We start from the raw sequence: 26,651 nt of genomic DNA on the forward strand, positions 1-26,651 counted from the left end.
GTGCTGATCGATGGTTGGGTCTACTTGGCTCGCCCGAAACGGAGGGCGGTGAGCTTGCGCACGGTCGACAGCGTCGACTCCGTGCGGGCGAACGACAGCAGCGCCATGCCGGGAATCATGAAGCGCTGCCGCGCGATCGAATGCGGCCGGGTGAACCCGAGCAGGCCCGCGGCGCCGTGGATGCGGCCGATGCCGGATTCGCCGACACCGCCGAAGGGCAACGCCGGGATCGCCGCATAGGCGGCCGGGCTGTTCACCGAGGTCGCGCCGGCGCGCAGCTGCCGGGCGATCTCCATGCCGCGCTTGCGCGAGAACACCGACGAGGCGAGCCCGTACTCGGAGGCATTGGCCAGCTCGATCGCCTCCTCGACAGTGCGCACCGAGCGCACGGTGAGCGTGGGCCCGAAGGTCTCCTCCCGGACCGCGACCGAGTCCTCCGGCACATCGAGCAGCACGATCGGGCCGACGAACGGCGCCTCGATCGACTCGGGCCCGCCCACGACGGCGGTACCGCCGTTGGCCAGGGCGTCCTCGACATGCTTGGTGATCACGTCGACCTGACTCGGCAATGTCATCGGGCCGTAGGAGGCGTCCGGACCCGAGCCCGGCCTGAGGTCGGTGACCCGTTTGGTCAGCTCGGCCAGGAACTCGTCGAGCACGGAGGCGACGACGTAGCAGCGCTCGGTACCCACGCAGGTCTGCCCCGAATTGGCCATCGCCGACCAGGCGACCGCGTCGGCGGCGGCCGCGATGTCCGCGTCCTCGGCGACGATCGCGGCGTCCTTGCCGCCGCATTCCAGCACGACCGGCGTGAGCCGCGCGGCGGCGGCCGCCATGATCCGCTTGCCCGTCGCGGTCGACCCGGTGAACGCGATCATGTCCACGCCGGACTCGACCAGGGCCCGGCCGGTCTCCCCCGGACCGCTCACCACGCTCAGAATGCCCTCGGGCAGTGCGGGATTCGCCGCGGCGAACGCGTCGGCGTACCAGTGGCCGACGCCGGTGGTCAGCTCACTGGGCTTGAAGACGACGGTGTTGCCCGCGGCCAGCGCATAGGCGATCGAGCCGTTCGGCGTGTAGACCGGGTAGTTCCACGGCCCGATCACCCCGACCACGCCGTGCGGTCGCTGCTCGATCACGGCCTCGTGGTTGGCCATCATCATCCCGGGCCATACCTTCTTCGGCCCCAGGATCTTGCGGGCGTTCACCGCGGCCCAGTTCAGGTGTTCGACGGCGGTGACCACCTCGAGATAGGCGTCGTCGGCGGTCTTGCCGTTCTCGGCGCTGATCAGCGCGCAGAACTCGTCGACGTTGACGACGAGGTGGGCTGCCCACCGTTGTAAGGCCCGCTTCCGCTCCGTGAACCCGAGTTCACGCCAGGTCTGCGCCGCCACGCGAGCGCGCTCGACCGCAGCGGCGACCGTGGCGGCGCCGTCGACCGGCCAGCTGCCGACCGGTTCGCCGGTGGCCGGGTTGGCAGTGGCGATCATTGTCGCAGAAACAGGTGCGGTAGTGGGGGTTTCGGTCATCCTCGACCATCCTTCGTCCAACTCGGTGGTCATCCTGCGGCCGGACGGCCGAGCAGGACACTCCTGGGATCCAACAGGGCGGCGCGGACTGTTGACAGGTCGCGCCGACCGCCGTTAAGTTAATCACAATTCTCGTTAAGTTAATCATGGTTCTCGTCGGTTGCAAAGCATTCCCAGCGGACTGCGAGCGACGGGAACGTCGAATCCGGAGGGAGGGCGCGATGTTGCGCACCCGATTCACCGAGGCTTTCGGTGTCGAGCACCCGATCGTGCAGGGCGGGATGATGTGGGTCGGCCGAGCCGAGCTCGCCGCGGCCGTGTCGAACGCCGGCGGTCTTGGCATCGTCACCGGTCTGACCCAGCCCACGCCGCAGGCACTGCGCGAGGAGATCGCCCGCACCAGGGACCTCACCGACAAGCCGTTCGGGGTGAATCTGACGATCCTGCCGTCGATCACGCCGCCGCCGTACGAGGAGTACCGGCAGGCGATCATCGACGGCGGTGTGCCCATCGTGGAGATCGCGGGCGGCAATCCGGCCACCCACCTGCCCTTCCTCAAGGACGCCGGGATCAAGGTGCTGCACAAGTGCACCAGCGTCAAGCACGCGCTCAAGGCGCAGCAGGTCGGCGTCGACGGCGTCAGCATCGACGGCTTCGAATGCGCAGGCCACCCCGGCGAGAACGACACCCCCGGCCTGGTGCTGATCCCCGCCGCCGCCCGGGAACTCGAGATCCCGATGATCGCCTCGGGCGGCATCGCCGACGCGCGCGGGCTGGTCGCCGCGATGGCGCTGGGCGCCGACGGCGTCAACATGGGCACCCGGTTCCTGTGCACCGTCGAGTCGCCGATCGCGCACACAGTCAAGGAGCAGATCGTCGCCAACACCGAGCTCGACACCAAGCTGATCTTCCGGACCATGAACAACACCGCCCGGGTCGCCGACAACGCCGTCAGCCGCCAGGTCGTCGAGATCGAGCGCGGCGGTGGCACGTTCGCCGATGTGCGCGAGCTGGTCGCGGGCGCGCGGGGCCGCAAGGTCTACGAGGAGGGCGATGTCGACGCCGGCATCTGGAGCGTCGGCCAGTGTCAAGGCCTGATCCACGACATCCCCACCTGCGGCGATCTGGTCGCGCGCATCGTGCGCGAGGCCGAGGACCTCATCGCGGGCCGGCTGGCGGGCACGATCGTCGAGGCGGTCGCCCGATGAGCGAGAGCCTGCACGTCGACTCCGAACACGGCGTCCTGCGCATCACGATCGATCGCCAGGCCAGGATGAACGCGATCGACCTCGCGACCATGGCCGAACTGGCCGAGGCGATCACGGCGGCCGCCACCGAGCCGACCACCCGGGTGATCGTACTGACCGGCGCGGGCAAGGCGTTCTGCACCGGCGCCGATCTCGCCGCGGCGGCCGCCGCGGGCGGCAACGAGGCGACGCCGGAGTTGGTGATGGACACCGCCAACAGCGTGATCCGTGCGATCGTCGACTCGCCCCTGCCGGTGATCGCGCAGGTCAACGGACCCGCTGCCGGGGTGGGCGCCTCGATCGCGCTGGCCGCCGATCTCATCTACGCCGCCGACGACACCTACCTGCTGCTGCCGTTCACCTCCATCGGCCTGATGCCCGACGGTGGCGCGACCGCGATGGTCGCGGCGGCCATGGGACGGGCGCGGGCCGCGGAGATGGCACTGCTCGGTGCCCGCCTGCCCGCGGGCGAGGCCGCCGCGGCCGGCCTCATCACCGGGAGCGTGCCCGCCGCGGACCTCACCGAGCACGTCGACACCGTCGCCGCGAAACTCGCGACAGGCCCCCGGCGGGCGCTCGAGCTGACCAAGGCCGCGATCAACGCCGCGACCCTGTCCGAGCTCGACGGCGCGCTCGCGCGGGAGAAGCACGGCCAGACCGAACTGCTCACCTCCGCCGACTTTCTCGAGGGGATGACCGCGATGCTGACCCGCCGCGCCCCGAATTTCGCCGGCGCTCCCCGCCCGATCGCCGACCCGGCCTAGTTCTCTCGAGGAGACGACGATGTCCACTGCCGCAGAACCGATGCGCTCGCGACGCAATCACTGGATGAACCAGATCGCGATCCACGCCACCACCATCCCCGACGCGCCCGCGCTGCGCTATCTCGGCGAGACGACCACCTGGCGCGAACTGCACGAGCGGGTGCAGAAGCTCGCCGACGCCCTGGCCCGGCGCGGTGTCGGCCCCGGCGACCGGGTGCTGATCCTGATGCTCAACAACACCGAGTACATCGAATCGGTGTTCGCCGTCAACACTCTCGGCGCCATCGCGGTGCCGGTGAACTTCCGGCTCACCCCGCCCGAGATCGCCTACCTGGTCACCGACAGCGGGGCCACGACGATCATCACCGAGGCGATGTTCGCCCCGCTGGTCACCGCGGTCGCCGCCCAGACCGGCGGCCTGGACACCCGCATCGTGGTCGGCGTCGGCACGTGTGAGGGCATGCTCGGCTACGACGACCTGCTCGCCGAGGCGGGTGAACCGCACGAGCCGCTCGACGTGCCCGAGGACACCGCCGCGCTGATCATGTACACCTCCGGCACCACCGGAAACCCCAAGGGCGCGGTGCTGACCCACCTCAACATGAACGCGCAGGCGCTCACCTGTATCCGGGCCATGCGCTACAGCCCCGACGACATCGCCTTCTGCGCGTCACCGCTGTTCCACATCGCCGGATTGGGTTCGGTCGCTTCCTGTTTCGTGCTCGGCTCGCTGACGGTGATCCATCCGCTCAAGGCGTTCGATGCCACCGAGGTCCTCGACGCGTGGGAGCGCGAGCGGGCCACCTCGGTGTTCCTGGTCCCGGCGCAGTGGCAGATCGTCTGCGCCGATCCCTCGGTGCCACAGCGTGATCTGCGCCTGCGGGTGATCAGCTGGGGCGCCGCGCCCGCCTCCGACACGGTGCTGCGGGCCATGGCCGAGACCTTCCCCGACGCCCTCAATGTGGCGGTCTTCGGGCAGACCGAGATGTCGCCGATCACCTGCGTGCTCGACGGCGAGGACGCGATCCGCAAGCTCGGGTCGGTCGGCAAGCCGATCCCGACCATCGCCACCCGGATCGTGGACGACGAAATGAATGATGTCGCCCCGGGCGAGATCGGCGAAATCGTCTATCGCGGACCGACCTTGATGCGCGAATACTGGAACAACCCGCGCGCCACCGCCGACGCGTTCGCGGGCGGCTGGTTCCACTCCGGAGATCTGGTCCGCCGGGACGAGGAGGGGTTCGTCTACGTCGTCGACCGCAAGAAGGACATGATCATCTCCGGCGGTGAGAACATCTACTGCGCCGAGGTCGAGAACGTGCTCTTCAGCCATCCCCGCATCCGCGAAGCCGCGGTGATCGGCCGGGCCGACGACAAGTGGGGCGAGGTGCCGGTGGCGATCGTCGCCGTCGAGGACGCCGACGCGATCGGCCTCGCCGATCTCGAAGCCCACCTCAACGCCCACCTGGCCCGCTACAAGCACCCGAAGGACCTCGTCGTGGTGGACACCCTGCCGCGCAATGCCGGCGGCAAGGTGGTCAAGCACGAACTGCGCAAGCTGCACGGGTCGGCGCCCGTCGCCGGCAGCTCAGCGAGCCGATGACACGGTCCCGGTGACTCCGCTCCCAGAGTCGCCGGGACCTTTCGGCTGGGTGTCCCCGGTCAGCTGCCGAGGAATTCCTCGATCGCGGGCCAGGTGGTGTCGGCGGCGGCCGGGCCCGCGAGCAGGCCGAGGTGGCCGCCGGGGACATCCACGAAACGGGTTTCGGCGGCGTTCGGGAGGATCTCGAGCCCGCGCCGCACGGCGCGGGCGGGCACCACCAGGTCGGCGCGGCTGCCGACCAGCAGTACCCGGCAGGTGACCTTGGCCAGCTCGATCACCAGGTCCGAGCGCAACCGGATCGCGCCGTCGGCCAGCTCGTTGCGCAGGACCAGACTGCGGTAGATCTGCCAGCACGAGCGGCCGGGATAGCCGGGCATGCTGGACATGAAGCGGTCGGTCGCCTCCATCCGGGCCAGCGCCTCGGTATCGAGGGCGTTGCGGAGCAGGAACAGTGGCCGGGCGAGTTCGCGCTCGAAGGCCTGCAGCCGGAAGCCGAGCTGGACGAATTCCTGCGGGATTCCGCCCATGAGCCGGGTGGCCAGCGCCATCTCGCGGCCCCCGGTGATCCGGCCCGCCAGGCGCAGCGGCTGTAGCAGCGGCGTGCGGGCCTGATCGATCGGGGTGGCCAGGCCGGTGATCGAGGCGATCGGCAGGTCGGGGTGGGCGGCCGCGGTGAGCAGTGCCATCGCGCCGCCCAGCGACCAGCCGATGATGTCGACCTGGCCGTCGTGCTCGTGCGCGACCCGCAGGATCGCCTCGGGCAGGATGTCGTGGGTCCAGTCCTCGAGCCCGAGATCGCGATCGGCGTAACCGAATCGGCCGTAGTCGATGACATACGGCTGCCTGCCCTGGTCGAGCAGGAAGCGCACCAGGCTCTGGCCGGGACGCAGATCGAAGCAGGCGGGCGTCACCGCCAGCGGCGGCACCAGCAGGACCGGATTCCCGGTCGCCGGTGTCGCGCGGTCGTAGCACTTCAGCTGCCGGTGCTCGCCCTCGTACACCGTGGTCGACGACGCCGGCCGCGCCGACTCGAGTCCACCACCGAACGACACCGACCACACATTGCGCAGCGCGCGCTGCGCGTCCGCCACGATCCCCAGCACCACAGAACCCCTCACTTCACCTTTTCTACTGCCGGACGGCAGTCGTCATCGATCGAGTCGTCACGCCGCGTGGCGGTCCTCGCCTGCCCGCGCGCCACGGGCGGGCAGGGTCGCCGGGCCGGTGAGCGGCCGCCCGAAGAGCACCTGCGCGGCGGCGCGGGCGAGCCCGGCCAGGCCGTGGCGGCCAGCGGGCAGCCCGAGGACGCTCCACACCGTGCGTGTCTGCGACGGTGTCGCGGGCGCGCCGGCGAACCGGTCGGCGAGCCAGTTCAGGCTCAGCGGCGTCGACAACGCCAGCAGCGTGATGTGTTCGCTGAGCCGGTCGCGCAGGTAGGTGACATGCGCGCCGTAGGCGCGATAGCGGTCTACCAGGGCGTCGATATCGGCGGTCGCGATGATCTGGTCGTGCACCGCCTGGACGACGAGCAGCGGCACCGCCGGCGCCCGGGTGCCCAGTTCGGCATCGGTGAACACCGCCACCAGTTCCTCGAGCGCGAGCAGTTCGGCGATCGGCATGGCCGTGTGCCGGTCGACGTCGTAGCGCGCCAGGCGCAGCACCGAGGCGCCGGTGGTCGAGCGGGCCGCCCGGTCGAGCACCGCGTGGCCCGCCTCGCTGACATGCTCGCCGAGGACGGCGTCGAATGCCGGATACACCCGGCGCAGCGCGGACACGACCAGCGTCGGCAGGCCGGCGTGCAGGCTGCCGTTGAGGCGGTGGAAGGTCGAGAGCAGATCACCCACCGGGGAGCCGAGGACCGCGCCGACGAGGTCGAGTTCCGGCGCGTAGGTGGGCGCCATCTCCGCGGCCCACGAGGTCGCCAGGCCGCCGCCGGAGTATCCCCACAGACCCACCTGTGCCCGCGGGTCCAGGCCGAGCGGCGCGAAGGACAGCGCGGCGCGGGCGCCGTCGAGGGCGCGGTAGCCGGGCTCGCGCGGGGCGCCCCAGGCGCCGAGCATGCCTTCGTGATCAGGGATGGAGATGGCCCAGCCCCGGCTCAGCGCATCGGCGAAACACAGGAGCTCGACGTGGGCGAACGTGCCGATCGCGCGAGAGCCGCGCTGCAGCGCGTAAGACGGGAAGCCGCGCGAGGACACGGCGTCGATCGCGCACTGGAACGACAGCAGCGGTGTCGCCGGTCCACTGCCACCGGCCGGGGCGATCACCGTCGTCACCGCGGCCTCGGGCCGTCCGTTCAGGTCGGTGGTGCGGTAGAGCAACTGCCAGGCGGACACCTTCAGCGGGATCAGTCCGAAGGCGGCGAGCTCGATCGGCCGCGACCGCAGGATCGCGCCCTCGGCGAGCTGCTCGAATCCGGCCCGTGGCTGATAGAACGGGTCGTTGTCGGGCAGGACGGCCCGGGCAGGGGCCGTCCAGGTCTCGGCGCGCGATCGGGCGGGGTCGGCAGTCAACGGTGTACTCCAGGGGAAGGTGCGGACGACGGGCCGGTCGCGATGACCGGCCCGTCGGGGCGGATCGTCGTGGGTCAGGCGGCCCTGCGGGCGGGCTCGCTGCGATAGCGCGACGCGGCGCCGTCGATGCCGAGCAGGCGCCAGGTGAGTTTCGCGACCGGGTTCATCAGGCCGGTGCCGACAGCCAGCGCGCGCACGTCACCGAAGACGTCGCGCTTGGTGGCCTGCGACTCGGGGCTGCCCCAGTACGCCTCGCGCATCACCTCGTCCGGGATGCCGAACTTGTCCACGAACTCCTTCGGCGGCGTCGCGATCATCGACAGCATCACCCGCATGGTGATCGGGAAGGCCACCGACAGAACCGTTTTCGTGATCGGGTTCATCGACGGCACGTTCTTGCGCAGGTATTCGTGCGCGAACGAGATGTGCCTGGCCTCTTCCGCGACATGGATCTGCATGACCCGGTGAACCATCGGATGCATGTCCACGCCACCGCGCAGCAGCGACTTCTGCAGATGATCGATCGGCTCCTCGCCACCGAGGATCATCGTGAAGAACAGCTCGGGGAAGTACTTCACCGCGGGCCAGATGATCATCGTCAGCTTGCGGTCGACGGCGCCCATGCCGACCACATCGCGGTAACCGATGCGGTTGATCATCTCCTGGAACATCATCGTGTGGTTGCACTCTTCGGCCGCCTCGTGGGTGACGTACCGGAACTCCGGATCACCGTTGGGCACAGAGATCAGGTACTGCATCAGCCCGCGGATCAGCAGCTGCTCGAAATCCAGGCCGACCTTGGCGATCCCGGCCTGTCGCCACATACCCATGGCGATCTGCTTGTCGACGGGCTGTGCCTTGTACCAGGGGTGGCGGCCCAGCGGGTCCTCGTCGGGCATGATCCAGCGCGGATCGTCGGAATGGACGGCGAACTCCGATGACTCCCAGTCGATGTCGACATACGGGTCGAAGTGCTTGGTCACGGATCCCTCGGACAGACTGCGCAGGATCTCGTGGTATCCGGGCTCACCCGGACGCTTGGCGGCGGTGGACAGCGTCATCGATGTCTCCTCAGTAGATGCTGCCTCCAGTTTAGTGGTACCGGCAGTACCATACAAGAGTTGGCGCTACTTTGCGTTACACCTACCTTGCCATCCCGCTAGACGAGCGATTTCCCCGACGCCCGGCGCTTGCGCATATCGACGAGCAGCCGCGGGAACGGCTGGTGGCGCCAGCTCTGCGGCAGCACCGTGAGCACGCGCCCGAAACTGCGCATGACCAGCTCGAACGCGCGCTGCCGACGCGGACTCCAGGCCAATCCGAGGCTGTCGCGGAACCGCTGCGGGAGATATCCCGTGACGAAGAACCGGTTGATCCGCCGCCCGGCGATCCGGATGATCCAGGGCTGCGGCCCGAGATCCACGACGTGCTCGAGCAGATACCCGCGGACCTCGGCATCGAGGGCGAGCTCATCGAGCATCGAGTCCCAGTAGCGGTCGAACGCCGCCCGGTCTGCGGGCCACAGCTCCGCGGGCATCTGCAGCGTCGTACCGAACCGCGCCGAGTCCTGATACAGCTCGTCGGCGAAGGTCTCGTCCAGCTCACCGAACAGCAACTCGAGGCTGTCGCGGGTACCGCGGTAGATGCACGCGGCCACCCACAGCTGCAGGCGTGGATCGAAGGCGTTGTACTTCACCGGCCCACCGGGCCGGTTGCGCACCTGCCGATGCGAGGTGCCGACCGCCTCCCGGAACACGGCCCGGTCCTCGTCGGTGCCGAGCATCGCCACCGCGAGATAGGTCAGCGTCGTCTTGGCGCGCTTGCCCGGATTCGTCGCGTAGCTCCCGGATTCGACCGTGCTCTCCACCACGCCGCGCCCGACCGGAAGCAGGCTCAGCTGCATCACGACATTGGCGGGTCCGCCGAGGATCGCACCGGCGCCGGTGAGGTAGCGCTGCCTGCGCTCGGCGTTGTCGTCGACGGGATGCTGCGGCTGCGCTGCCGCGCGGGGCTGTGACACGACCAACCTCCAAGAGAGTGAGAGACTTTCTCATTCAGACTCTCATTCGCTCGGCCACTCACGCAAGGCCATTCGAGAATCACATGTCACATAGATGATGTTTGCCCAGTTGCATGACTGTCTGATAGCCGGAATGCAGAGTAACTTACTGCTCGGATTACAACGGAGGGGGCATCCATGACCGAGCAGGCCGGACCACTACTGCGGCGCCATCTCGGCGATCGGCGATTCCTGTTGACTCTGCCGCGTGCGGTCGGATTGCAGGTACTGCACCCCGTCATCGCGACGGCGCTGCGCGAGCACGCGCCGAATCGCCTGTGGGAACACAAGAAACGCACCGTCTCGCAGATGATCTATCTGGCGCACACAGGCCGGGCGGCGGACTCGGTGATCCGCTTTGCCCACGAGCATGTGAAGGGCCTCGACGACCGCGGACACCGCTACCACGCCCTGCATCCCGAGGTGTTCCTGTTCCAGCACGCCACCTACGTCGAGACGCTGATGACCGCCGCCGACCTGTTCGGCCCCGCGCTCTCCGCGGACGACCGCGACCAGCTCTACCGGGAGACCCGCGCCTGGTACCGGACCTACGGTGTCAGCGATCGGCGGCTCCCCCGGACCCTGCCGGAGTTCACCGAGTACTTCACCGACGCCTGCGCGACCCAGCTGCGAACCGGCCCCGCCGCGCACGAATTCCGCGATCAGGTCCTGCGCCCCGATGCCTGGATCGTCCGGCACCTGCCCGCCGGTGCTGCCCGGGCGATGCAACATCCGCGGGCGCTCGCACTGTTCGACGTCCGGCCCGCGCCGGCCGATACCGCCGCACTGCGCGCCGTCGCGCTCACCGCGCGCACCGGATTCACGATCGCGCCCAGGCGAATTCGCTACGTGTCACAGGCCCGTGCCCGGACCGTGCGATGACCGGGGCTGCACGGCGACGGTGGGGTGGCCGCAGGGTAGGCCGATCCGGCCGCGTCGCGGCGCTCAGCGAGCTGTTCGAATGAGCCACCTGTCAAGCCAGCCGGCGAGCCTCCGCGCGTCACCCGAACTTCCGGCCGCCGCGAGATAGCCGTCCGGCCGCACCAGCAGCCACCCGTCTGTCATCTCGTCGGGTAGCGACACCGGCCGCACCGCAAGGATGTGCCGCCATGGGCGATACGCGTCGGAGATCCGTCCTGCGTCCGGCGTGACGAACAAGGTCAGGGTGGACAGGTCCAGCATCTCGACCAGGCGCACCCCGTCGACGCGCAGGTCCGGCATCCGGTCGCCCGCCTGCAGCTGCCCGATCCGTCCGCCGCCCTTGGCAATAGGGCAGCCACGGTATCCCGCGGTGAGCTGTCCCAGTTTCGGCGCCGTCTTGTTCTGGACGGCGGGCAGGCCGAGCAGGACGGGAGCGAACCGAGTCAGGGCTGCGTGCACAAGCGGATTGGTGGAGTTGAACACCCCGGTGGCCCGTTCCGTCATCTGCACCAGATCGTGGATCACCGGCAGCCGGTCGGACTCGTAGGTGTCGAGAAGCTCCGGTCGGGCCTGGCCCTTGACTACCATGGCGAGCTTCCACGACAGATTGATCATGTCCTGTATGCCTGCGTTCATGCCCTGACCGCCCGCAGGGGAGTGCACATGGGCAGCGTCGCCACCGAAGAACACCCGGCCGTCTCTCAGCGTGGTCATGTGGCGGCTGTTGATCCGAAACCGCGAGCTCCAGTTCAGGTTGCACAAGCGGGCGGGGAGGTGCACAGTGCGGTCGTACAGACACTGGATGTCCTCCAGCGAGGGCTCGGCGGCATCACCGGTGACCCCCTCAGGATCGGTGGCCATGAACCGGAACCGGCCATTGCCCATGGGAAAGACTGCCAGAAAACCATTGCGCGCCAGGAAAACCGACAGCTGATCCTCCGGGATGTCACCGTCCAGGCGAAGGTCACCCAATACGTAGTTCTGTGCCAGTGACCTGCCCTTGAAGGGCAGTCCGAGCTGCTTGCGGATCGCGCTGTGGGAGCCGTCGGCGGCGATCAGGTACGACGCCGTGGCCGCATCGGTGGTCTCCGCGCCGCTGCCCAGTTGCACATCAACGCGGTCGGTCCGCCGGGACATCGAGACGATCTCGATCCCGCGTTCGACCTCGACCCCCTGCCGGTGAAGCTGCTGGGTCAGCAGTCGTTCGGTCTCCGACTGCGCCAACAGCAGCACGAAGTTGAATTCGCTCGGCATCCGGTGTAATTCGATGGCACCCAGCTTCTTGCCGCCGGAGTACAGCGTGGTGGCACTCGCGCGGTTGCCCAGCCTCAGCATCTCGTCGCCGACCCCGCGGCCGCGGAGCAGTTCGATGGTGCGGGCCTGGACGCCGAGTGCGCGGGATGTCAGTGAACGTTCGGGCGCCCGGTCGATGATCCGGACGCCGATGCCGAGCCGCGACAGCTCCATGGCGGCGGTGAGTCCAGTCGGTCCGGCTCCGACGATCAGGACAGGCACATCGTTTTTCATCACCCACTCCTCGCTGCCATGTCAACAAGTGGTGACTTATACGATAGGCGGCGGCGCTAGCCATGTCAACAGTCGGTGACTTAGGCTCATCGCATGACACCTCCGCGGGCGCGCAACGCCCAGCAGACACGCGCCGACATTCTGGCGGCGGCTCGGCGGCGCTTCGGGTCCGACGGCTACGAACGCACCACTCTGCGGGCGGTCGCCGCCGATGTCGGCATCGACCCAGCCCTGGTCGTGCGGTACTTCGGCAGCAAACAGGATCTGTTTGCCGCCGCGGCCGAGTTCGAACTCGATCTGCCTGACCTGACCAAGATCAAGTCCGATGACGTGGCAGATGCATTGCTGTCCAGGTTCTTTGCGGTCTGGGAGGAGGACACCACCTTCGTCGCGTTGTTGCGCGCGGCGATGACCAGTCCGGCGGCCGCCGACACCATGCGGCATGTTTTCGCCTCGCAGGTGGCGCCGAAGCTCGCCGCCGTCACGCCCGATCACCCCGAACAGCGGGCCGGATTGATGGGCGCGTTCGTCATCGGGTTGGCCACGACGCGGTACGTGCTGGCCAACCCCGCCGTGGCGAACCTCGGTCACGATGAACTCATCCGCTGGGCAGGGCCAGTGATCCGTCAGCTGCTGACCGGTTCGGCGCCGCCGTAGCTCGCCACATTGCGTCGAAAAAAACCTTCTCGGACACCGATCTCGCCCGGATTGAGCGCAGCCGTCACCACCTCGGCAACGACTTGCCGGGAGCTGCGCGGGAATCCGTTGGGGGTTACCGAGCTACGGCTGGACCGGTGCGCACACTCGCGAGCGCGTTACTCCAGGCAACAACCTGGCCGAAGAGCACCCCGAGTGATTTCGAGTGATGAGCGGCGGGAGCGAATTCGCTGAAGTTGATGAAGTCGGTGTACAGCGACAGGGCTACTTGAGCGCGGACATCGGCAACCTGCAGCTCACCCATCACCAGCCGGAGGTGTTCGACCGCGCGTGTGCCGCCGACACTGCCGTAGCTGACGAAACCCGCGGCCTTGTTGTTCCATTCCGCGTACAGGAAGTCGATGGCATTCTTCAGCGCCCCGGATATGGAGTGGTTGTACTCGGGGGTGACGAAGATGAAGCCGTCGAAGGATGCGATCTTGTCCGCCCAGCGCTTGGTGTGCGGTTGGGAGTACTGGCCCGTCGACGGCGGCGCCGCCTCGTCCAGGTGCGGGAGGTTGTAGTCCGCGATGTCGACGAGTTCGTAGTCGGCGTCACTGCGCTGCTCGGCATGGTCGTAGACCCACTGCGCCACGGCTGCGCCGTTGCGACCGGGTCGGGTGCTGCCCAGGATGATAGCGATCTTGGTCATCACTGGTGGCCCTTCCTGTCGGTGGTGGACTCGTCAGAGTGCGGGTTCATGACCAGCGTCCTCGATGAGCTGTTCGGTGCGTGCCCGTGCCGTCGTCGACATCGGCACCGGCTACCTTCCGGGCGCCGACGGCAGGCCACCGAGCTGCTGCATGAGGGAGAATTCGAAATCGACTGTATGGCTACACGTGCGCGAACACCGATCGTAGTCGGCGAGTGAGCGGAAGCGCGTAACCGGACATCCCGTGTCCACTGTAGTCACTGGCGGAAGTCCTGATCACCGAGCGACAGTTCGCCGACCATTTGCCCAGTCCAAGGCCATGGCGCGATATGCCGCGCGCAGCGCGACCCGCGCCACCGCGCTCGTGCGTCTCTCTCGCTGACGGATTCGCTCATGCAACCGGCCAGCATTGACACGGCAACGGTTCAGGTCGAAGCTGGAGCCTGGTGTGAGCAGCAGTCATGAGCGAGTCGCCGATCGACGCCGCCGATCGTGCTGATCCACGGGCTTGGATGACGCCCCGCAGCTGGGAGGAGCACTCCCCGCCGTCCCAGATCAAATCCCTGACCCCGATGCAACACTCGGATGGAAGGAACGAGCATGAAGATCGTCGTCATCGGAGGCACCGGGCTGATCGGCTCGAAGCTCGTCGCCCGGCTCGGTGAGCACGGCCACGAGGCGGTTCCGGCCGCGCCCACAACGGGAGTGAACACGCTCACCGGTGAGGGAGTGAAGGAGGTGCTTCAGGATGCGAATGTGGTGGTCGATGTCTCCAATTCGCCGTCGTTCGAAGACTCCGATGTCATGGGGTTCTTCCGGACTTCCACCACGAACCTGCTCGATGCCGCCGGCGCGGCTGGGGTCGGGCACTACGTGGCGTTGTCGGTGGTAGGTACCGAGCGGTTGCCGGAGTCTGGATACCTCCGGGCCAAGCTGGCGCAGGAGGAACTGATCAAGGGAGCGGGGCTGCCGTACTCGATCGTGCACGCCACGCAGTTCTTCGAGTTTGCCGGCAGGATTGCCGACTCCGCGACCGTCTCGGGCACGGTGCGATTGTCAGGCGCGGCTGTGCAGCCGATGGCTGCCGACGATGTGGCCGCTGCCGTCGGCAAGACCGCGGCGAGCGCACCGCTGAACGGCACCGTCGAGATCGCAGGGCCGGAGGTGTTCGGCCTCGACCAATGGATCGGCACGGTGCTGGCCGCACGCCACGATCCGCGCGAGGTGATCACCGATCCGCAGGCGCGGTACTTCGGGGCGGTGCCGGACCGCGAGCTGCTGCCCGGCGCGGGCGCGAGCCTCGCGCAGACGCGGTTGTCGGAGTGGCTGACCAGTCAGTGACCCGTTCCCGGTGGGCAGCAGCTGCCCCCGGCATGCACCGCGGACCGCGCGATGACCGGGGCCGCCGGCTCGGCAAGCCGGCAGCCCTCCCCCTGGCGGGTCAGATGATCGCCCTGTGCTTGCGGATCCGGCGCCGCACGTCGGCCATCATCGCGTTGGTGCCGGAGAACCGGATGAACCGCGGGATGAAACGGTTGACGAATCCGACGAACAGGAACAGATTCTCGAACCGCCGCTGATCCGACGCACTCCACTCGACGCCCATCTGCTCCTGGAAGTGCGGTGGCAGGAACCCCGCCGTCAGGAACCGGAGCAGCCCGCCCAGCAGCAGGCGCAGCGACCAGTGGATCATCCGCAGGTGCAGCAGGTCGTCGATGTAGGCCCGGAAATCGTCGTCGCACACCACCTCTCGACACGCCTGGACCCAGTACGCGTCGAACTCGGCGTGGGTCTTGGGCCACATGTCGGGGTGGACCTGCAAGGTGGTGCCGAAGGTATCCGCGCCCTGGTAGAACTGCTCGAGCTCCGCCTCGGTCATCTTGCCGCACAGCAGCTGATGGGTGTCCTCGTAGCCGATGTAGATCGCCGCCGCCACGTACAGCTGCAGGTTGCGGTCGAAGGCGTTGTACTTCACCTTCGAATTCGGTCCCGACCGCACCTGGCGGTGGGCGACGTTCACCGCCTCGCGCATCGCCCGCTTCTCCTCGTCGGAGCCGAGCACCGCAACAGCCAGATAGGACGCGGTGGTACGCAACCGCTTCCACGGGTGCACCATCAGCGCCCCCGACTCGACCGGGCTCTCCATCACACCCGCCGCGACCCCGCGATGCGCGAACTGCATCGCGACATTCGCCGCCGCGCCCGCGAACGCCCAGAAGTCGAGCGCGTCCGCCAGTTGCGCGGGCCGTTTGCGCGGCGAACGGTGGCTGTCGGGGAGCGGGATCCGCACCTGCGCGAGCGTCAGCGGCGCGTGCGCCGCCGGATCCGGCTCGGACAGCAGGCTTTTGCCCGGCCTGGGGACGTGGCCCGGACCCTCGGCCACGTACATCTCGCTGGTCGGGTCGTCGTAGTCGGGTTCGCCGGACTTCGCTGCGGTGTTCATCGCCGTCACAGCCTTTCGATGATCGTCGCGTTGGCCATGCCGCCCGCCTCGCACATCGTCTGCAACCCGTAGCGACCGCCGGTCTGCTCGAGATGGTTGACCATGGTGGCGAGCAGCCGCGTGCCCGATCCGCCGAGCGGATGGCCCAGCGCGATCGCGCCACCGCGAGGATTCACCCGGTCCGGATCGGCGCCGAGCTCGTGCTGCCACACCAGCGGAACCGGCGCGAACGCCTCGTTGACCTCGAAGGTGTCGATGTCGTCGACCGTGAGCGAGACCCGCTCGAGTGCCTTGCGGGTCGCCGGGACGACCGCGGTCAGCATGAGTGTCGGATCGTCGCCGGCCACCGCGAACGAATGGAATCGCGCGCGCGGGGTCAGCCCCAGCTTCGCCGCCGCCCGCTCGCTCATGATCAGCGCCGCCGACGCGCCGTCGGTCAGCGGCGAGGAGTTGCCCGGAGTCACCGACCAGGAGATCTCCGGAAACCGCTCCAGCGCAGCGGGATCGGTGAACGCCGGACGCAGGTTCGCCAGACCCTCGACGGTGGTGCCGGGCCGGATCGTCTCGTCCGCGTCGAGGACACCGGCGGAGGTCAGCTCCACGTCGAAACCGCCCGCGGCCGCGGTGGCCGCCGCCAGCCGGTGCGAGCGGGCCGCGAATTCGTCGAGCGTGGTGCGATCCAATTTCCATCGGGCGGCGAGGATTTCGGCGGCGATGCCCTGACCGATCAGACCGGCCGGGTAGCGCACCGCGAGCGGGCCGCGCAGCGCGTCCTTGCCCTGTGCGTTGGAGAACATCGGCGCCCGGCTCATCGACTCCACGCCGCAGGCGATCGCCACGTCGTACGCGCCGGCGAGCACGCCCTGGGCCGCGAAGTGCACGGCCTGCTGGCTCGAGCCGCACTGCCGGTCGACCGTGGTGGCCGGCACGGACTCCGGGAAGTCCGCCGCCAGCACGGCCGTGCGGGTGATGTTGCTCGACTGCTCACCACTCTGCGTGACGCACCCGCCGATCACATCGTCGACCAGGGCGGGGTCGATCCCGGTCCGGTCGACCAGTTCGGCCAGCACTCCGGCGAGCAGGGTCGCCGGGTGGACCGACGACAGGCCGCCGCCGGGCTTTCCCCGCCCGGACGGCGTTCGGACAACATCGACGATGACCGCGGACATCATGATCCTCCTGCGCAACCGCCGACCGTCGGCGGTTTCAACGCCATAAGTTAATCATGATTCCGTCGAATTTCATCGATGTTTCGACTTCTTCATGCGCAGTAGACCGCAATCGGCGGGTCATGTTACTGTCAATTCCGCATCGGGCGACTGGGTCGGGGGGTGCGATGCGGAGGCCGCATCGGTGTCGGGCGACGCAGCCGCGGCGCCGATGCGGCCACCGGCCGAGCGGCCGCCGAACCCCGGAAACGTTACCGGCGATTTTGCTCACATTCTCCAGAATACATAGTAACTTAATGATGGCGATCAACGCGGAACACCAAGAACTCTGCGAATCTGCTGTGTATTCACTGGGAGATCAGCCAAAGAAGTACCCGCCGAAGACAGAATGCTCGGCAACATCATCGGACCGTCAGCGACGCCGGCCACCAGCCGTCGATGCCACCGGTCCTGCGGAAAGGAACACCGGTACACCATGCTGCGACGGCTCGACAGGCTACTGAGCTACGAGATGAAGGTCTCCGAGTTCCTCGGCACCCTGATCATCATCGGCATCCCGTACGGACTCGTCGGCGTCGTCTGGACGCTCACCCACACCTCGCACCTGCGCAATCTCTACGGCGTCGACCTGGTCATCTCGTTCCTCGGATCGATCGTCTGCTGGCCGGTGCTCACCTTCGCGAATGTGACGATGACCTGATGATGGCGCTGGTCTGGGTCATCGACATCGTGGTGACCGTCGTCAAGATCCTGGGTGGCCGAACGAAGGTCAATCCCGTTCTCCGCGTGGGCATGTGGATCTCGCTGCTGTGCGTCGTCGCGGTCGGTCTCGCCGCGGGCGCCGGCTTCGTCGTCCTGCTCGAACGCTGGCTGAGCACGCTCTGAACCGCCGCGCCCCGGCGCAGCAAGAAAGGATTCGGTGCAGCGTGACCTCCACCGAGCACTCCCCGGCAGGCACCGCGCCGCCGGAACCGTCCGAGGTCGGCCGGATCGCCGACAGCGTCACCGGCCTGTGGCAACGCCACCCCCAGCAGTCCGTCGAGACCCTGGGCAGGCAGGTCCTGCTCGGCCGGGCCGCGATCGCCCAGCTGTTCCTGTCCCTGGTGCAGCGGCGATTCCCGTTCCAGGAGTTCATCCGGCAGTGCGCCTTCATGGCCAACGTCTCCGCCGTGCCGACGGTGTTCGTCGCGATCCCGGTCGCGGTGGTGGTGTCCATCCAGGTCGGCGCGCTGGTCAACCAGGTCGGCGCCACCACCTTCATCGGCGCGGTGGCCGGCCTGGGCATCATCCGCCAGGGCGCGCCGCTGGTCACCTCGCTGATGATCGCGGGTGCGGTCGGCTCGGCCATCTGCGCCGACCTGGGCTCGCGCACCATCCGTGAAGAGATCGATGCCATGAAGGTGATGGGTGTCGATCCCGTGCGCAGGCTGGTCGCCCCGCGGCTGGCCGCGGCGGTCCTGGTCAGCATGCTGCTGTGCGGGTTCATCGTCTTCGTCGGCTTCGCCACGGCGTACCTGTTCAACGTCTACGCCCAGCAGGGCACCCCCGGGTCGTTCATCAGCTCGTTCGCGTCGTTCGCGGTCGCCAACGACCTGCTCGTGGCGCTCGTGAAGGCGGCGATCTTCGGCGTGCTCACCGCGATCATCGCCTGCGACATCGGGCTGCACACCAAGGGCGGCCCCGGCGGCGTCGCGAACGCGGTCAACTCGGCGGTGGTCACCTCGGCGCTGATGTTGTTCGCCACCAACATCATCGTCACCCAGCTCTACAACACGCTGTTCCCCGCGAAGGTGGTGTGAGGTGGCCGCCGAGTACATCCCGCCCGCGCTGCGTCCGGTCCGTGCCGTCGGCGCGGCGGCCAAGATCCCGTACGCGGCGAATCAGCGCATCGGGCACCAGGCCATCGTCTTCTTCCAGGCGTTGTTCGCCATCCCGTTCACGTTGCGGCACTACCGCAAAGAGGTCGCGCGCCTGGTCGCCGACGTCGGCTGGGGTAACGGCTCGCTGATCGTGGGCGGTGGCACCGTCGGTGTCGTCATCGTGTTGTGCGCGTTCGGCGGCATCACCGTCGGCATGGAGTCCTACACGGCACTGAACCTGCTGACCATGGGTCCCCTCACCGGCGCGATCTCCGGCTTCGCCACCACCCGCGAGATCGCGCCGATCCTGGCCACGCTCGCCTTCGCCATCCAGTCGGGCTGCCGGTTCACCGCCCAGCTCGGCTCGATGCGGATCTCCGAGGAGATCGACGCGCTCGAATCCATCGCGATCCGGCCACTCCCCTACCTGGTGACCACCCGGATGATCGCGGCCACCGTCACCATCGTCCCGCTCTACACGCTGGGGCTGGCGGTGGCCTACCTCGCGACGAAGCTGTCGGTGCTGTTCCTCGGCGGAACCACCGCGGGCACCTACGACCACTACTTCTTCCAGTTCCTGGTCGGCGGCGACGTGTTCTTCTCCCTGTTCAAGGTGGTGGTGTTCGTCCTGATCGCCGCCTTCATCCAGTGCTACTACGGCTTCGTGGCCTCCGGTGGCCCCGAAGGCGTCGGGGTCGCGGCGGGACGCGCGATCAAGATGGTCATCGTCGTGATGGTCTTCACCAATCTTTTTCTCACCCTTGCGATCTGGGGCATCGACCCCGGATTCCGGATCTCGGGATAGGTCGATCGGATGATTCTCGATCCCAGTGGCCGCGGGCCGACAGGTCGTCAGCTGACCGTCGCGGGCCTGGCCATGGTGTCCGCCGTCGCAGCCGCGCTGTATCTGCTCGGTCTGCGCTACAACGGCGAGTTCGAAGACACGGTGGTGGTCGGCGCCGAGCTGACCAGCACCGGCGACGGGCTGCCGCAGCGCGCCGACGTGAAATATCGCGGCATGGTCGTCGGCGTGGTCGGCGACGTGGCGATGGTCGCCAAAGGCGAACGACAGCACGCCACCTTCGAACTGAAACCCGGTATCGCCGAGACGATTCCGGATACCGTGACCGCCCGGGTGGTCCCGGACAATATCTTCGGCGTCTCCTCGATCCAGCTGGTCGACAACGGCGCCGCCACCGGAACGCTGCGCAGCGGGCACACCATCCACGAGGACACCAGTGCCGAGACGATCCAGCTGCAGTCGACACTCAACACCCTGCGCGACGTGCTGGCCACCATCCAGCCCGAGAAGCTCGGGCGCGTGCTGGCCACGCTGTCCGCGGCCCTCGATCCGAGTACCCGGGTACCGGGCTCCACGGTGGAGCGGCTCGACACCTGGCTCACCACGATCCATCAGATTCCCGAAATCGGCGATCTGCTCGGCAATTTCGGGCAGGCGGCGACCGCGCTGAGCCAGTCGGCGCCCGAGCTGGTCGGCGTGCTGGCCGACTCGGTGACCTCCGCGCGCACCCTCAACGAGCACCGGACCCAGCTGGTCGAGCTGCTCACCCAGGGCAACTCCGCGGTCGAGGCCGTGAACAGTCTCTTCGCCGCCAATCCCGATTCCGGTAAGGAACTGGTGTCCGGACTGGACGGACTGCTCGGCGGTATCGCCAAGGACCCCGGCGCGCTCCAGTCCGCCGCGGCCAATCTCAACGTGTCGCTGCGCAAACTGCAGCAGACCTTCACCTTCGGCCCGCGCAAGCAGATGGCGTGGCGGATGGACGTGTCGTTCACGCCGTTCCAGCAGTACACCGCCGAGGACTGCCCACGCTACGGCGAGATGACCGGCCCGCGGTGTGGCGGCCCGAGCGTGCCCAGCGTCGCGCCGCCGCAAGAATACCCGGCTCAGTTGCAGCCGCAGCGACTCGAAGCGGCGGGTCCCGCACCGGTGCTGCCATCGGTGGCGGTCCCGGGACTGCCTGCGCTGCCGAACATCTCGGTGCCGGCCATTCCGGGTTTGCCCGCGATTCCCGGTTTGCCCGCCATCCCGGGGATCACCGCGCCCGCGGCGGCGACCGATCAGCCGCAGGCGGCACAGCCACGCAGCCTCACCGGCGTGGCCGCGGTGTCCGCGCTGGTCGGCGGGCGCCCGAACTTCACCCAGCTGCTGCTGCTCGGTTCGATCATCGGCACGGTCCCCCTCGTCCCCGACACCGAAGGTGGCCTTCGCCAGTGAAATACGCCAAGCCGTTGGTCGGATTCAGCTTCTTCGTCGTGTTGACCACCGTGCTCACCTACACGATCTGGTCCACCCTGCAACGCAGCGTCCCCGGCAACACCAGTACGTACTCCGCGGTGTTCACCGATGTCCTCGGGCTGCGGGTGGGCGATGACGTGCGCATGGCCGGTGTGCGGGTCGGTCGCGTCGACAAGATCGACTTCACCCCCGAGTACACGGCCAAGGTCGACTTCCGCATCGAAGCGCGCCAGCATCTGACCGATACGACGAAAGCCCTTGTCCGATACCAGAATCTCATCGGACAGCGCTATGTCGCGCTGGCTCCGGGCGACGGCGCGGGCACGGTCGTGCCCGTGGGCTCACAGATTCCGCTGAACCGCACCGAGCCCTCGTTCGACGTCTCGACACTGCTGTCCGGGTTCGAGCCGCTGTTCAGCGTGCTGCAACCCGACCAGATCAACTCGCTGTCCGAAACGCTCATCCAGGCGTTGCAGGGCAACGAGGTGTCGCTGGCGGCGCTGATCACCCAGGCCGCGCAGCTGGCCGACACCTTCGGTGAGCGCGACCAGATCCTGGGCGATGTCCTGAGCAATCTCAGCTCCGTGCTCGCCGGTCTGGCCAAGCGCAGCGGCGAGCTGGAAACCCTGATCACCCAGACCCGCAGCCTGATGGACGGGTTGTACGCTGAAGGGCAGTCGTTGAAGAGTTCCGTGGAACGCGTTGCGGGGGCGACGAACTCGCTGGTCTCGCTGATCGGCCAGGTCAAACCCGGCATGGGCGCCGCTCAGCGCGACGCCACCACCGGCGTGATGTTGCTGCTGTACAACGGCGCGGCACTGGATCGCGGCGCCGTCGAACTGCCCGACTTCCTCAACGGCGTCGCCCGCTTCACCAGCTACGGCACCTACGGCAACGCCTACATCTGCCGGCTCGATGTCTCGCTGTGGGGCGTGGTGCTGCCCGAAGGCCTGTTCTCGCAGGTCGGCGGCAACTCGCAGTCGGGGGTGTGCCGATGAGGCGGCCCCGTATTCCGGAGTTCTGGCGGCGCAACAGGTATCTGCGCCTCGGCTTGTCCGCCGCACTGGCGGTCCTGGTGTTGCTCGGCGGTTCCAGTCTGCTGGCCCAGGTCCGGCTGGGCGACAAGACGATCGATGCCGAGTTCGCCCAGGCGGCGGGCTTGCGTCCCGGCGCGACGGTGGACATCGCCGGGATCGAGGTCGGCGCCGTCCAGGCGGTGCGGCTGGTTAACGATCGGGTGGAGGTCGCGTTGCGGATCCGCGGCGACATCCGTCTCGGCCCCGACGCGCGCGCCGCGATCAAGATGTCGACCATCCTCGGCCGGTTGCACGTCGACTTGCAGCCCGGCAACGGAAAGGGACTCCCCGGCAACAGGATCGCGCTCGAGCAGACCTCGGTGCCCTACAACCTGAGCAAGGTCGTCCAGGACCCGAAGTACACCTCCTCCTTCGAGCGCATCGAACGGATCGACGCGACCAAGCTGCGCACGGCACTCGATGTGCTCAACACCCAGCTCGGCGATTCACCTGCCATGGCGGTGCAGGCACTCGACAGCATCGGCGCGCTGGCCCAGGTGATCAACAGCAGGCGCGACGAGGTCGACACGCTGTTGCAGAGCATGGACCAGGTCTCCCAGCTCGTCTCGGACAATCGCAACAGCGTGCTCCTGCTGCTGACCAGGGGCGAGGCCATCGGCGCCGCCGTCCAGCAGCGCCAGACCCTGCTCACCCAGCTGCTCGACAATGTCGCCGCGATGTCGAAACTGCTGCAGGACATGGGCATCGAGAACAACGGCGAACTGGGTCCGCTGATCCAGAACCTCAACACCATGGCCGACGGGTTGACCAAGAACAAGGAGAACCTGGACCGGCTCTACGAGATCTCCCCGGTCGCGTTGCGCCAGTTCAACAACGTGGTCGGCAACGGACCCTACGGCGAGATCTGGGCGCCGTGGATCTTCCCGGACAACTGGCTGTGTTTCGCGCAAGCCGTACAGGGGTGCAACTGATGAACACACGACACACGCGCAAGCTGGCGGCGGTGTGCCTGACCACGCTGATCGCCTCGGGCTGCGCCCTGGCGCCCGACAGCGTGACCGGGCTGGGTGACCGGATGCTGAGTGCACAGAAGCGCATCAGCGCCGACTTCGAGAACGTCGCCGGACTGTATGCGGGCAACGAGGTCTCGGTGCTCGGCGTCCCCGTCGGCGTCGTCGACTCGGTGACCCCGCGAGGAAGCTACGTGGAGGTGGTGATGTCGATCGACCGGGATGTGCGGATCCCGGCCGACGCGATGGCGGCGCTGGTCTCGCCGCAGCTGATCACCAACCGGCACGTCGAACTGGCCCCCGCCTACACCGGGTCGGGGCCCGAACTCGCCGACGGCGCACATCTTCCGCTGGCCCGCACCAGGACTCCGGTCGAACTCGACCGGATCCTGGCCAATTTCGATCAGCTCGGCGAGGCGCTCAAAGGCGGCAGCGAGACCGGGCCGATGGCCAGCCGCGTCCTGTTCCCGTTGCTCGACGGCAACGGCGACCGGCTGCGCGAAACACTCGACGAGCTCTCCGCCGCGTTCGAGGTGACCTTCGCCAACAAGGACCAGATCGCCAACACCATCGTGAAACTGGGCGAGATCACCCAGATCATCGCCGAGAACGACCAGACCGTCCGTGACTTCAGCGGCCGGATCACCGAGCTGATCGCCCTGTTCGGCCAGCAGTCCCCCGGCCTGCAGGCGGTACTGACTCAGCTCGACGATTTCATCACCAACACCTCCTCGGTGCTCGGCCAGAACCAGGACCAGCTCGCGGGCGCGCTCACCAAGTTCGTGGCGATCGCCGCCCAGATGCGGGCCAATGCCCGCAATCTCACCGAGGTCGTCGACGTCGCGCCGCTGCTGTTCCAGAACGTCGACAACGCGGTCAGCCGGGAACGCCAGGCGCTGCGCCTGCACGGTCTGCTCGACAAGATCGTGCTCGACAGCGAGGCGTTGTCGCTGTTCTGCGAACGCGTCCAGATGCGCCTCGATGGCTGCCGCACCGGAAAGATCGCCGATATGGGCCCGGATTTCGGGTTGACCGCCGCGCTGTTGGGACTGACGAAATGAACGCTCGCTCGGCACTGGCGGCCACGATGTGCGCCGCCGCCATCGCTTCGACCAGCACCGCGTGCTCGATGACCGTGGCCGACCTGCCGATGCCGGAACCCGGTATCGGCGGGCCCGGCTACACCCTGCACGCCACGTTCCGTGACGCGCTGAACCTGCCCGATCGGGCCCACGTCAAGATCGGTGGCACCGATATCGGTGTCGTCACCGGCATTTCCACCACGTCGTTCCTGGCCGATGTCGAGATGCAGATCCGCCAGGACATCCAGTTGCCGGAGGGCACCACCGCGGAGTTGCGGCAGGCGACTCCGCTGGGCGACATCTTCGTCGCCATGACCCTGCCCACCGCCGAGGCCGCGGGGCCGCCGTTGCGGGCGGGCGCGACCATCGGCGCCGAGCTGACCGCCTCGGCCGCCTCGGTGGAGCAGCTGATGATCTCGATCTCCATGCTGCTCAACGGTGGTGGGCTCAACCAGGCGGCGCGGGTCACCGCCGAGCTCGACTCGATCTTCGCGGGGAAGGCGCCGCAACTGCGGCACCTGGTCGGGGAGATGACCTCGGTCATCTCCGCGCTCAACCAGCGCACCGGGGACCTCGACGCCACCCTCGGCGGATTGTCGGTGCTGACCGGCGAATTGGCCAGGCGCAAAACCGAACTCGGTGCCGCCGCCGACAGTTTCCCGCAGCTGATCGGTCTGTTCGCCGAGAACAACCAGGCCATCACCGACCTGATCAACCGGGTCGCGGTCACGATGGACGCGCTCGGCGACTTCAGCGCGACCAACGGGGCGCAGTTCGTCAGCCTCTTCCAGAGCATCCAGAACCTCATGAACGGCTTCTCCCAGATGGGCGACGACCTCACCGGCACGCTGGAGGGTTTCCATCAGCTGTATCCGTCGCTGACCGACAGCTTGCGCGGCCCGAACCTGGCCGTCGCGGCCACGCTGTCCTACCTCGACGTCGGCGCGCTCACCGATCCTTCGGGCAGCCGCTGGCCCGAAGTCGGCGACGTGCCCGCGTTCCTGGGCAGCCTCGCCGAGGTCATCGCCAAGGTCATCGGCCGGGTCACCAGCACGCCGCAGGTGCCGCAGCAGCAGGAGGGGCCCCGATGAATCCACCGTTGTGGCTGTGGCTGGTCCGGCACCGCGTCGCGGTGGCCAATGCGGGGCTGGTCGTGGTGCTGCTGCTCGGCAGCCTCTATCTGGGCGGTGCGGTCCTGCGGATCGACCCGACCCGTTCGAGCTTCGATGTCACCGTGGAGCTGGCGGCCTCGGGCGGGCTCACCGCGGGCAGCGACGTGACCTTCCGCGGCGTCCGTGTCGGCCGGGTCGGTGACGTGCGCGTCGCCGGCGACGGGATCGCCGCGGTCGCCGAGATCGACGGGAACACCAGGATTCCGGTGGGCGGAACCGTCGCCGTGGCCCGGTTGTCGGCCGCGGGCGAGCAGTATCTCGACTTCCGGCCCGACGGCGAGTCGGGGCCGTACCTGGTCGACGGCGCGGTGATCCGCCGCGCGGACACCGCGGTGCCGGTCCAGATGCAGTCGGTGCTGGGCAATCTCAGCGGTCTCGTCGGCGGGATGAACCCCGACCGGCTCAATGTGATCGTCGACGAACTCGACAAGGCCCTGGCCGGCGGCCCGGACGGGTTGCGCAACATGATCTCCGGGCTCAGTCGCGCGATGGCGGGCCTGACCGACCTGCTCCCGCAGACCGAGCAGCTCATCCGCAATCTCGAGGTCATCGCCGCGACCACCGCGCACGCGCAGCCGGACCTCGGCACGCTCACCACCGCGGGAAGCGCCCTGTTCCGCCAATTCACCGCTGCCGACGCGGAATTGCGGCATCTGCTCGAGCAGGGGCCGGGCCAGCTCGCCACGCTCGGCGGCTTCGTGTCCCGCACCCAGAATCCGATGACCGATCTCGTGACGAACCTCGTCGCGATCACCAGGGCCGCCAAGCTGCGCCAGCCCGCCATCGAGGTGCTCTTCCCGTCACTGAGCCGCTTCGCCGAGGCGGTGGGCGTGCCCGCCCACGACAACATGTACTTCACCATGGTCGATCCGTGGCCGCGCCCGACCTGTGACTACGACACGGTGCCGGTGGTGGCGACCACGCCGACCACCGACACCAGGGTGCGGCTCTACAACTACTGCGTCACCGACAATCCCGCGTTGCAGATCCGCGGCTCGGCGAACGCGCCGCGTCCCGCCGGGCCCGACAACGGCTCCGGCCCGCCGCCCGGCGTCACCGGCAACGAACTGTCCCAGCCCTCGGTGCCCGCACCCCGATAAGGAGT

25 protein-coding genes are annotated in these 26,651 nt (G+C 68.1%); 16 read left to right on the forward strand and 9 right to left on the reverse strand.

The annotated features are described in order from the left end of the window. Positions 1-20: 20 nt before the first annotated feature. Positions 21-1,529 (reverse strand): aldehyde dehydrogenase family protein, encoded by a 1,509-nt coding sequence (locus ACFVAV_RS12060; RefSeq protein WP_379033972.1) that lies wholly within the window; start codon positions 1,527-1,529, stop codon positions 21-23. A gap of 221 nt (positions 1,530-1,750) precedes the next feature. Here ACFVAV_RS12060 and ACFVAV_RS12065 point away from each other — a divergent pair, with 221 nt between their 5' ends. The 3 genes from ACFVAV_RS12065 to fadD5 are packed head-to-tail and all read left to right on the forward strand — an operon-like array spanning position 1,751 to position 5,146. Beyond that, entirely contained in the window at positions 1,751-2,737 is a 987-nt protein-coding gene (locus ACFVAV_RS12065; protein WP_379033974.1) for an NAD(P)H-dependent flavin oxidoreductase, read from the forward strand. Beyond that, positions 2,734-3,540 carry an enoyl-CoA hydratase-related protein gene (locus ACFVAV_RS12070; protein WP_379033976.1) on the forward strand — a complete coding sequence of 269 codons (807 nt, stop codon included), beginning with the start codon at positions 2,734-2,736 and terminating at the stop codon, positions 3,538-3,540. The genes ACFVAV_RS12065 and ACFVAV_RS12070 overlap by 4 nt, the downstream gene beginning before the upstream one ends. A gap of 19 nt (positions 3,541-3,559) precedes the next feature. Continuing rightward, positions 3,560-5,146, forward strand: a complete 1,587-nt coding sequence (gene fadD5, locus ACFVAV_RS12075; RefSeq protein ID WP_379033979.1) for a fatty-acid--CoA ligase FadD5 — start codon at positions 3,560-3,562, stop codon at positions 5,144-5,146. 59 nt (positions 5,147-5,205) lie between these two features. Here the strand turns inward: fadD5 and ACFVAV_RS12080 are convergent, their stop codons facing one another. From ACFVAV_RS12080 to ACFVAV_RS12095, 4 genes are all read right to left on the reverse strand, one after another. Then, positions 5,206-6,264 (reverse strand): alpha/beta fold hydrolase, encoded by a 1,059-nt coding sequence (locus tag ACFVAV_RS12080; RefSeq protein WP_379033981.1) that lies wholly within the window; start codon positions 6,262-6,264, stop codon positions 5,206-5,208. A 45-nt stretch (positions 6,265-6,309) separates the two neighbouring features. Continuing rightward, on the reverse strand, positions 6,310-7,659 hold the full coding sequence (locus tag ACFVAV_RS12085) for a lipase family protein (RefSeq protein WP_379033983.1): 1,350 nt from the start codon (positions 7,657-7,659) through the stop codon (positions 6,310-6,312). A gap of 74 nt (positions 7,660-7,733) precedes the next feature. Then, positions 7,734-8,720, reverse strand: coding sequence for a diiron oxygenase (locus tag ACFVAV_RS12090; RefSeq protein WP_379033985.1), 987 nt, complete (start codon positions 8,718-8,720; stop codon positions 7,734-7,736). 98 nt (positions 8,721-8,818) lie between these two features. Beyond that, positions 8,819-9,679, reverse strand: coding sequence for an oxygenase MpaB family protein (locus tag ACFVAV_RS12095; protein ID WP_379033987.1), 861 nt, complete (start codon positions 9,677-9,679; stop codon positions 8,819-8,821). Between the two features lie 177 nt (positions 9,680-9,856). On the opposite strand from ACFVAV_RS12095, the gene ACFVAV_RS12100 reads away from it, so the two are divergent. Further along, the gene (locus ACFVAV_RS12100) at positions 9,857-10,600 is read left to right on the forward strand and encodes an oxygenase MpaB family protein (RefSeq protein ID WP_379033989.1); all 744 of its coding nucleotides are present in this window, start codon (positions 9,857-9,859) and stop codon (positions 10,598-10,600) included. A gap of 63 nt (positions 10,601-10,663) precedes the next feature. Here the strand turns inward: ACFVAV_RS12100 and ACFVAV_RS12105 are convergent, their stop codons facing one another. Next, positions 10,664-12,166, reverse strand: coding sequence for an FAD-dependent monooxygenase (locus tag ACFVAV_RS12105; RefSeq protein ID WP_379033991.1), 1,503 nt, complete (start codon positions 12,164-12,166; stop codon positions 10,664-10,666). Between the two features lie 93 nt (positions 12,167-12,259). On the opposite strand from ACFVAV_RS12105, the gene ACFVAV_RS12110 reads away from it, so the two are divergent. Further along, positions 12,260-12,823: a TetR family transcriptional regulator gene (locus tag ACFVAV_RS12110; RefSeq protein ID WP_379033993.1), complete on the forward strand. Its 564-nt coding sequence runs from the start codon at positions 12,260-12,262 to the stop codon at positions 12,821-12,823. Between the two features lie 115 nt (positions 12,824-12,938). On the opposite strand, the gene ACFVAV_RS12115 is transcribed toward ACFVAV_RS12110, so the two are convergent. After that, positions 12,939-13,514, reverse strand: a complete 576-nt coding sequence (locus ACFVAV_RS12115) for an NADPH-dependent FMN reductase (protein WP_379033996.1) — start codon at positions 13,512-13,514, stop codon at positions 12,939-12,941. A 600-nt stretch (positions 13,515-14,114) separates the two neighbouring features. Here ACFVAV_RS12115 and ACFVAV_RS12120 point away from each other — a divergent pair. Beyond that, positions 14,115-14,855, forward strand: coding sequence for an SDR family oxidoreductase (locus ACFVAV_RS12120; protein ID WP_379033998.1), 741 nt, complete (start codon positions 14,115-14,117; stop codon positions 14,853-14,855). Positions 14,856-14,955: 100 nt separating this feature from the next. Here ACFVAV_RS12120 and ACFVAV_RS12125 read toward each other — a convergent pair whose 3' ends face one another. Both ACFVAV_RS12125 and ACFVAV_RS12130 read right to left on the reverse strand, forming a co-directional pair. Next, positions 14,956-15,957: an oxygenase MpaB family protein gene (locus tag ACFVAV_RS12125; protein WP_379034000.1), complete on the reverse strand. Its 1,002-nt coding sequence runs from the start codon at positions 15,955-15,957 to the stop codon at positions 14,956-14,958. Positions 15,958-15,962: 5 nt separating this feature from the next. Further along, entirely contained in the window at positions 15,963-17,129 is a 1,167-nt protein-coding gene (locus tag ACFVAV_RS12130) for a thiolase family protein (RefSeq protein WP_379034002.1), read from the reverse strand. 472 nt (positions 17,130-17,601) lie between these two features. On the opposite strand from ACFVAV_RS12130, the gene ACFVAV_RS12135 reads away from it, so the two are divergent. From ACFVAV_RS12135 to ACFVAV_RS12180, 10 genes are read left to right on the forward strand one after another with little or no spacing between them, the layout of a single operon-like run. Continuing rightward, on the forward strand, positions 17,602-17,826 hold the full coding sequence (locus ACFVAV_RS12135) for a hypothetical protein (protein WP_379034004.1): 225 nt from the start codon (positions 17,602-17,604) through the stop codon (positions 17,824-17,826). Further along, positions 17,826-18,011 (forward strand): hypothetical protein, encoded by a 186-nt coding sequence (locus ACFVAV_RS12140; RefSeq protein WP_379034006.1) that lies wholly within the window; start codon positions 17,826-17,828, stop codon positions 18,009-18,011. Before ACFVAV_RS12135 ends, ACFVAV_RS12140 begins: the two co-directional genes overlap by 1 nt. Positions 18,012-18,052: 41 nt before the next feature. Next, positions 18,053-18,925, forward strand: a complete 873-nt coding sequence (locus ACFVAV_RS12145; protein WP_379034008.1) for an MlaE family ABC transporter permease — start codon at positions 18,053-18,055, stop codon at positions 18,923-18,925. A gap of 1 nt (position 18,926) precedes the next feature. After that, on the forward strand, positions 18,927-19,790 hold the full coding sequence (locus tag ACFVAV_RS12150; RefSeq protein WP_379034010.1) for an ABC transporter permease: 864 nt from the start codon (positions 18,927-18,929) through the stop codon (positions 19,788-19,790). Between the two features lie 9 nt (positions 19,791-19,799). Beyond that, positions 19,800-21,224 (forward strand): MCE family protein, encoded by a 1,425-nt coding sequence (locus ACFVAV_RS12155; RefSeq protein ID WP_379034012.1) that lies wholly within the window; start codon positions 19,800-19,802, stop codon positions 21,222-21,224. Continuing rightward, positions 21,221-22,243, forward strand: a complete 1,023-nt coding sequence (locus tag ACFVAV_RS12160) for an MlaD family protein (RefSeq protein WP_379034014.1) — start codon at positions 21,221-21,223, stop codon at positions 22,241-22,243. Before ACFVAV_RS12155 ends, ACFVAV_RS12160 begins: the two co-directional genes overlap by 4 nt. Next, a complete protein-coding gene (locus ACFVAV_RS12165) occupies positions 22,240-23,253 on the forward strand; it encodes an MCE family protein (protein WP_379034016.1) in 1,014 nt (337 codons plus the stop codon). Before ACFVAV_RS12160 ends, ACFVAV_RS12165 begins: the two co-directional genes overlap by 4 nt. After that, positions 23,253-24,353 carry an MCE family protein gene (locus ACFVAV_RS12170; protein WP_379034018.1) on the forward strand — a complete coding sequence of 367 codons (1,101 nt, stop codon included), beginning with the start codon at positions 23,253-23,255 and terminating at the stop codon, positions 24,351-24,353. Before ACFVAV_RS12165 ends, ACFVAV_RS12170 begins: the two co-directional genes overlap by 1 nt. Further along, positions 24,350-25,465 (forward strand): MCE family protein, encoded by a 1,116-nt coding sequence (locus ACFVAV_RS12175; protein ID WP_379034020.1) that lies wholly within the window; start codon positions 24,350-24,352, stop codon positions 25,463-25,465. The genes ACFVAV_RS12170 and ACFVAV_RS12175 overlap by 4 nt, the downstream gene beginning before the upstream one ends. After that, a complete protein-coding gene (locus ACFVAV_RS12180) occupies positions 25,462-26,646 on the forward strand; it encodes an MCE family protein (protein WP_379034022.1) in 1,185 nt (394 codons plus the stop codon). The genes ACFVAV_RS12175 and ACFVAV_RS12180 overlap by 4 nt, the downstream gene beginning before the upstream one ends. The last annotated feature ends 5 nt before the right edge of the window (positions 26,647-26,651 follow it).

It is taken from the genome of Nocardia sp. NPDC057663 (genome assembly GCF_042799895.1).
GTDB lineage: Bacteria > Actinomycetota > Actinomycetes > Mycobacteriales > Mycobacteriaceae > Nocardia.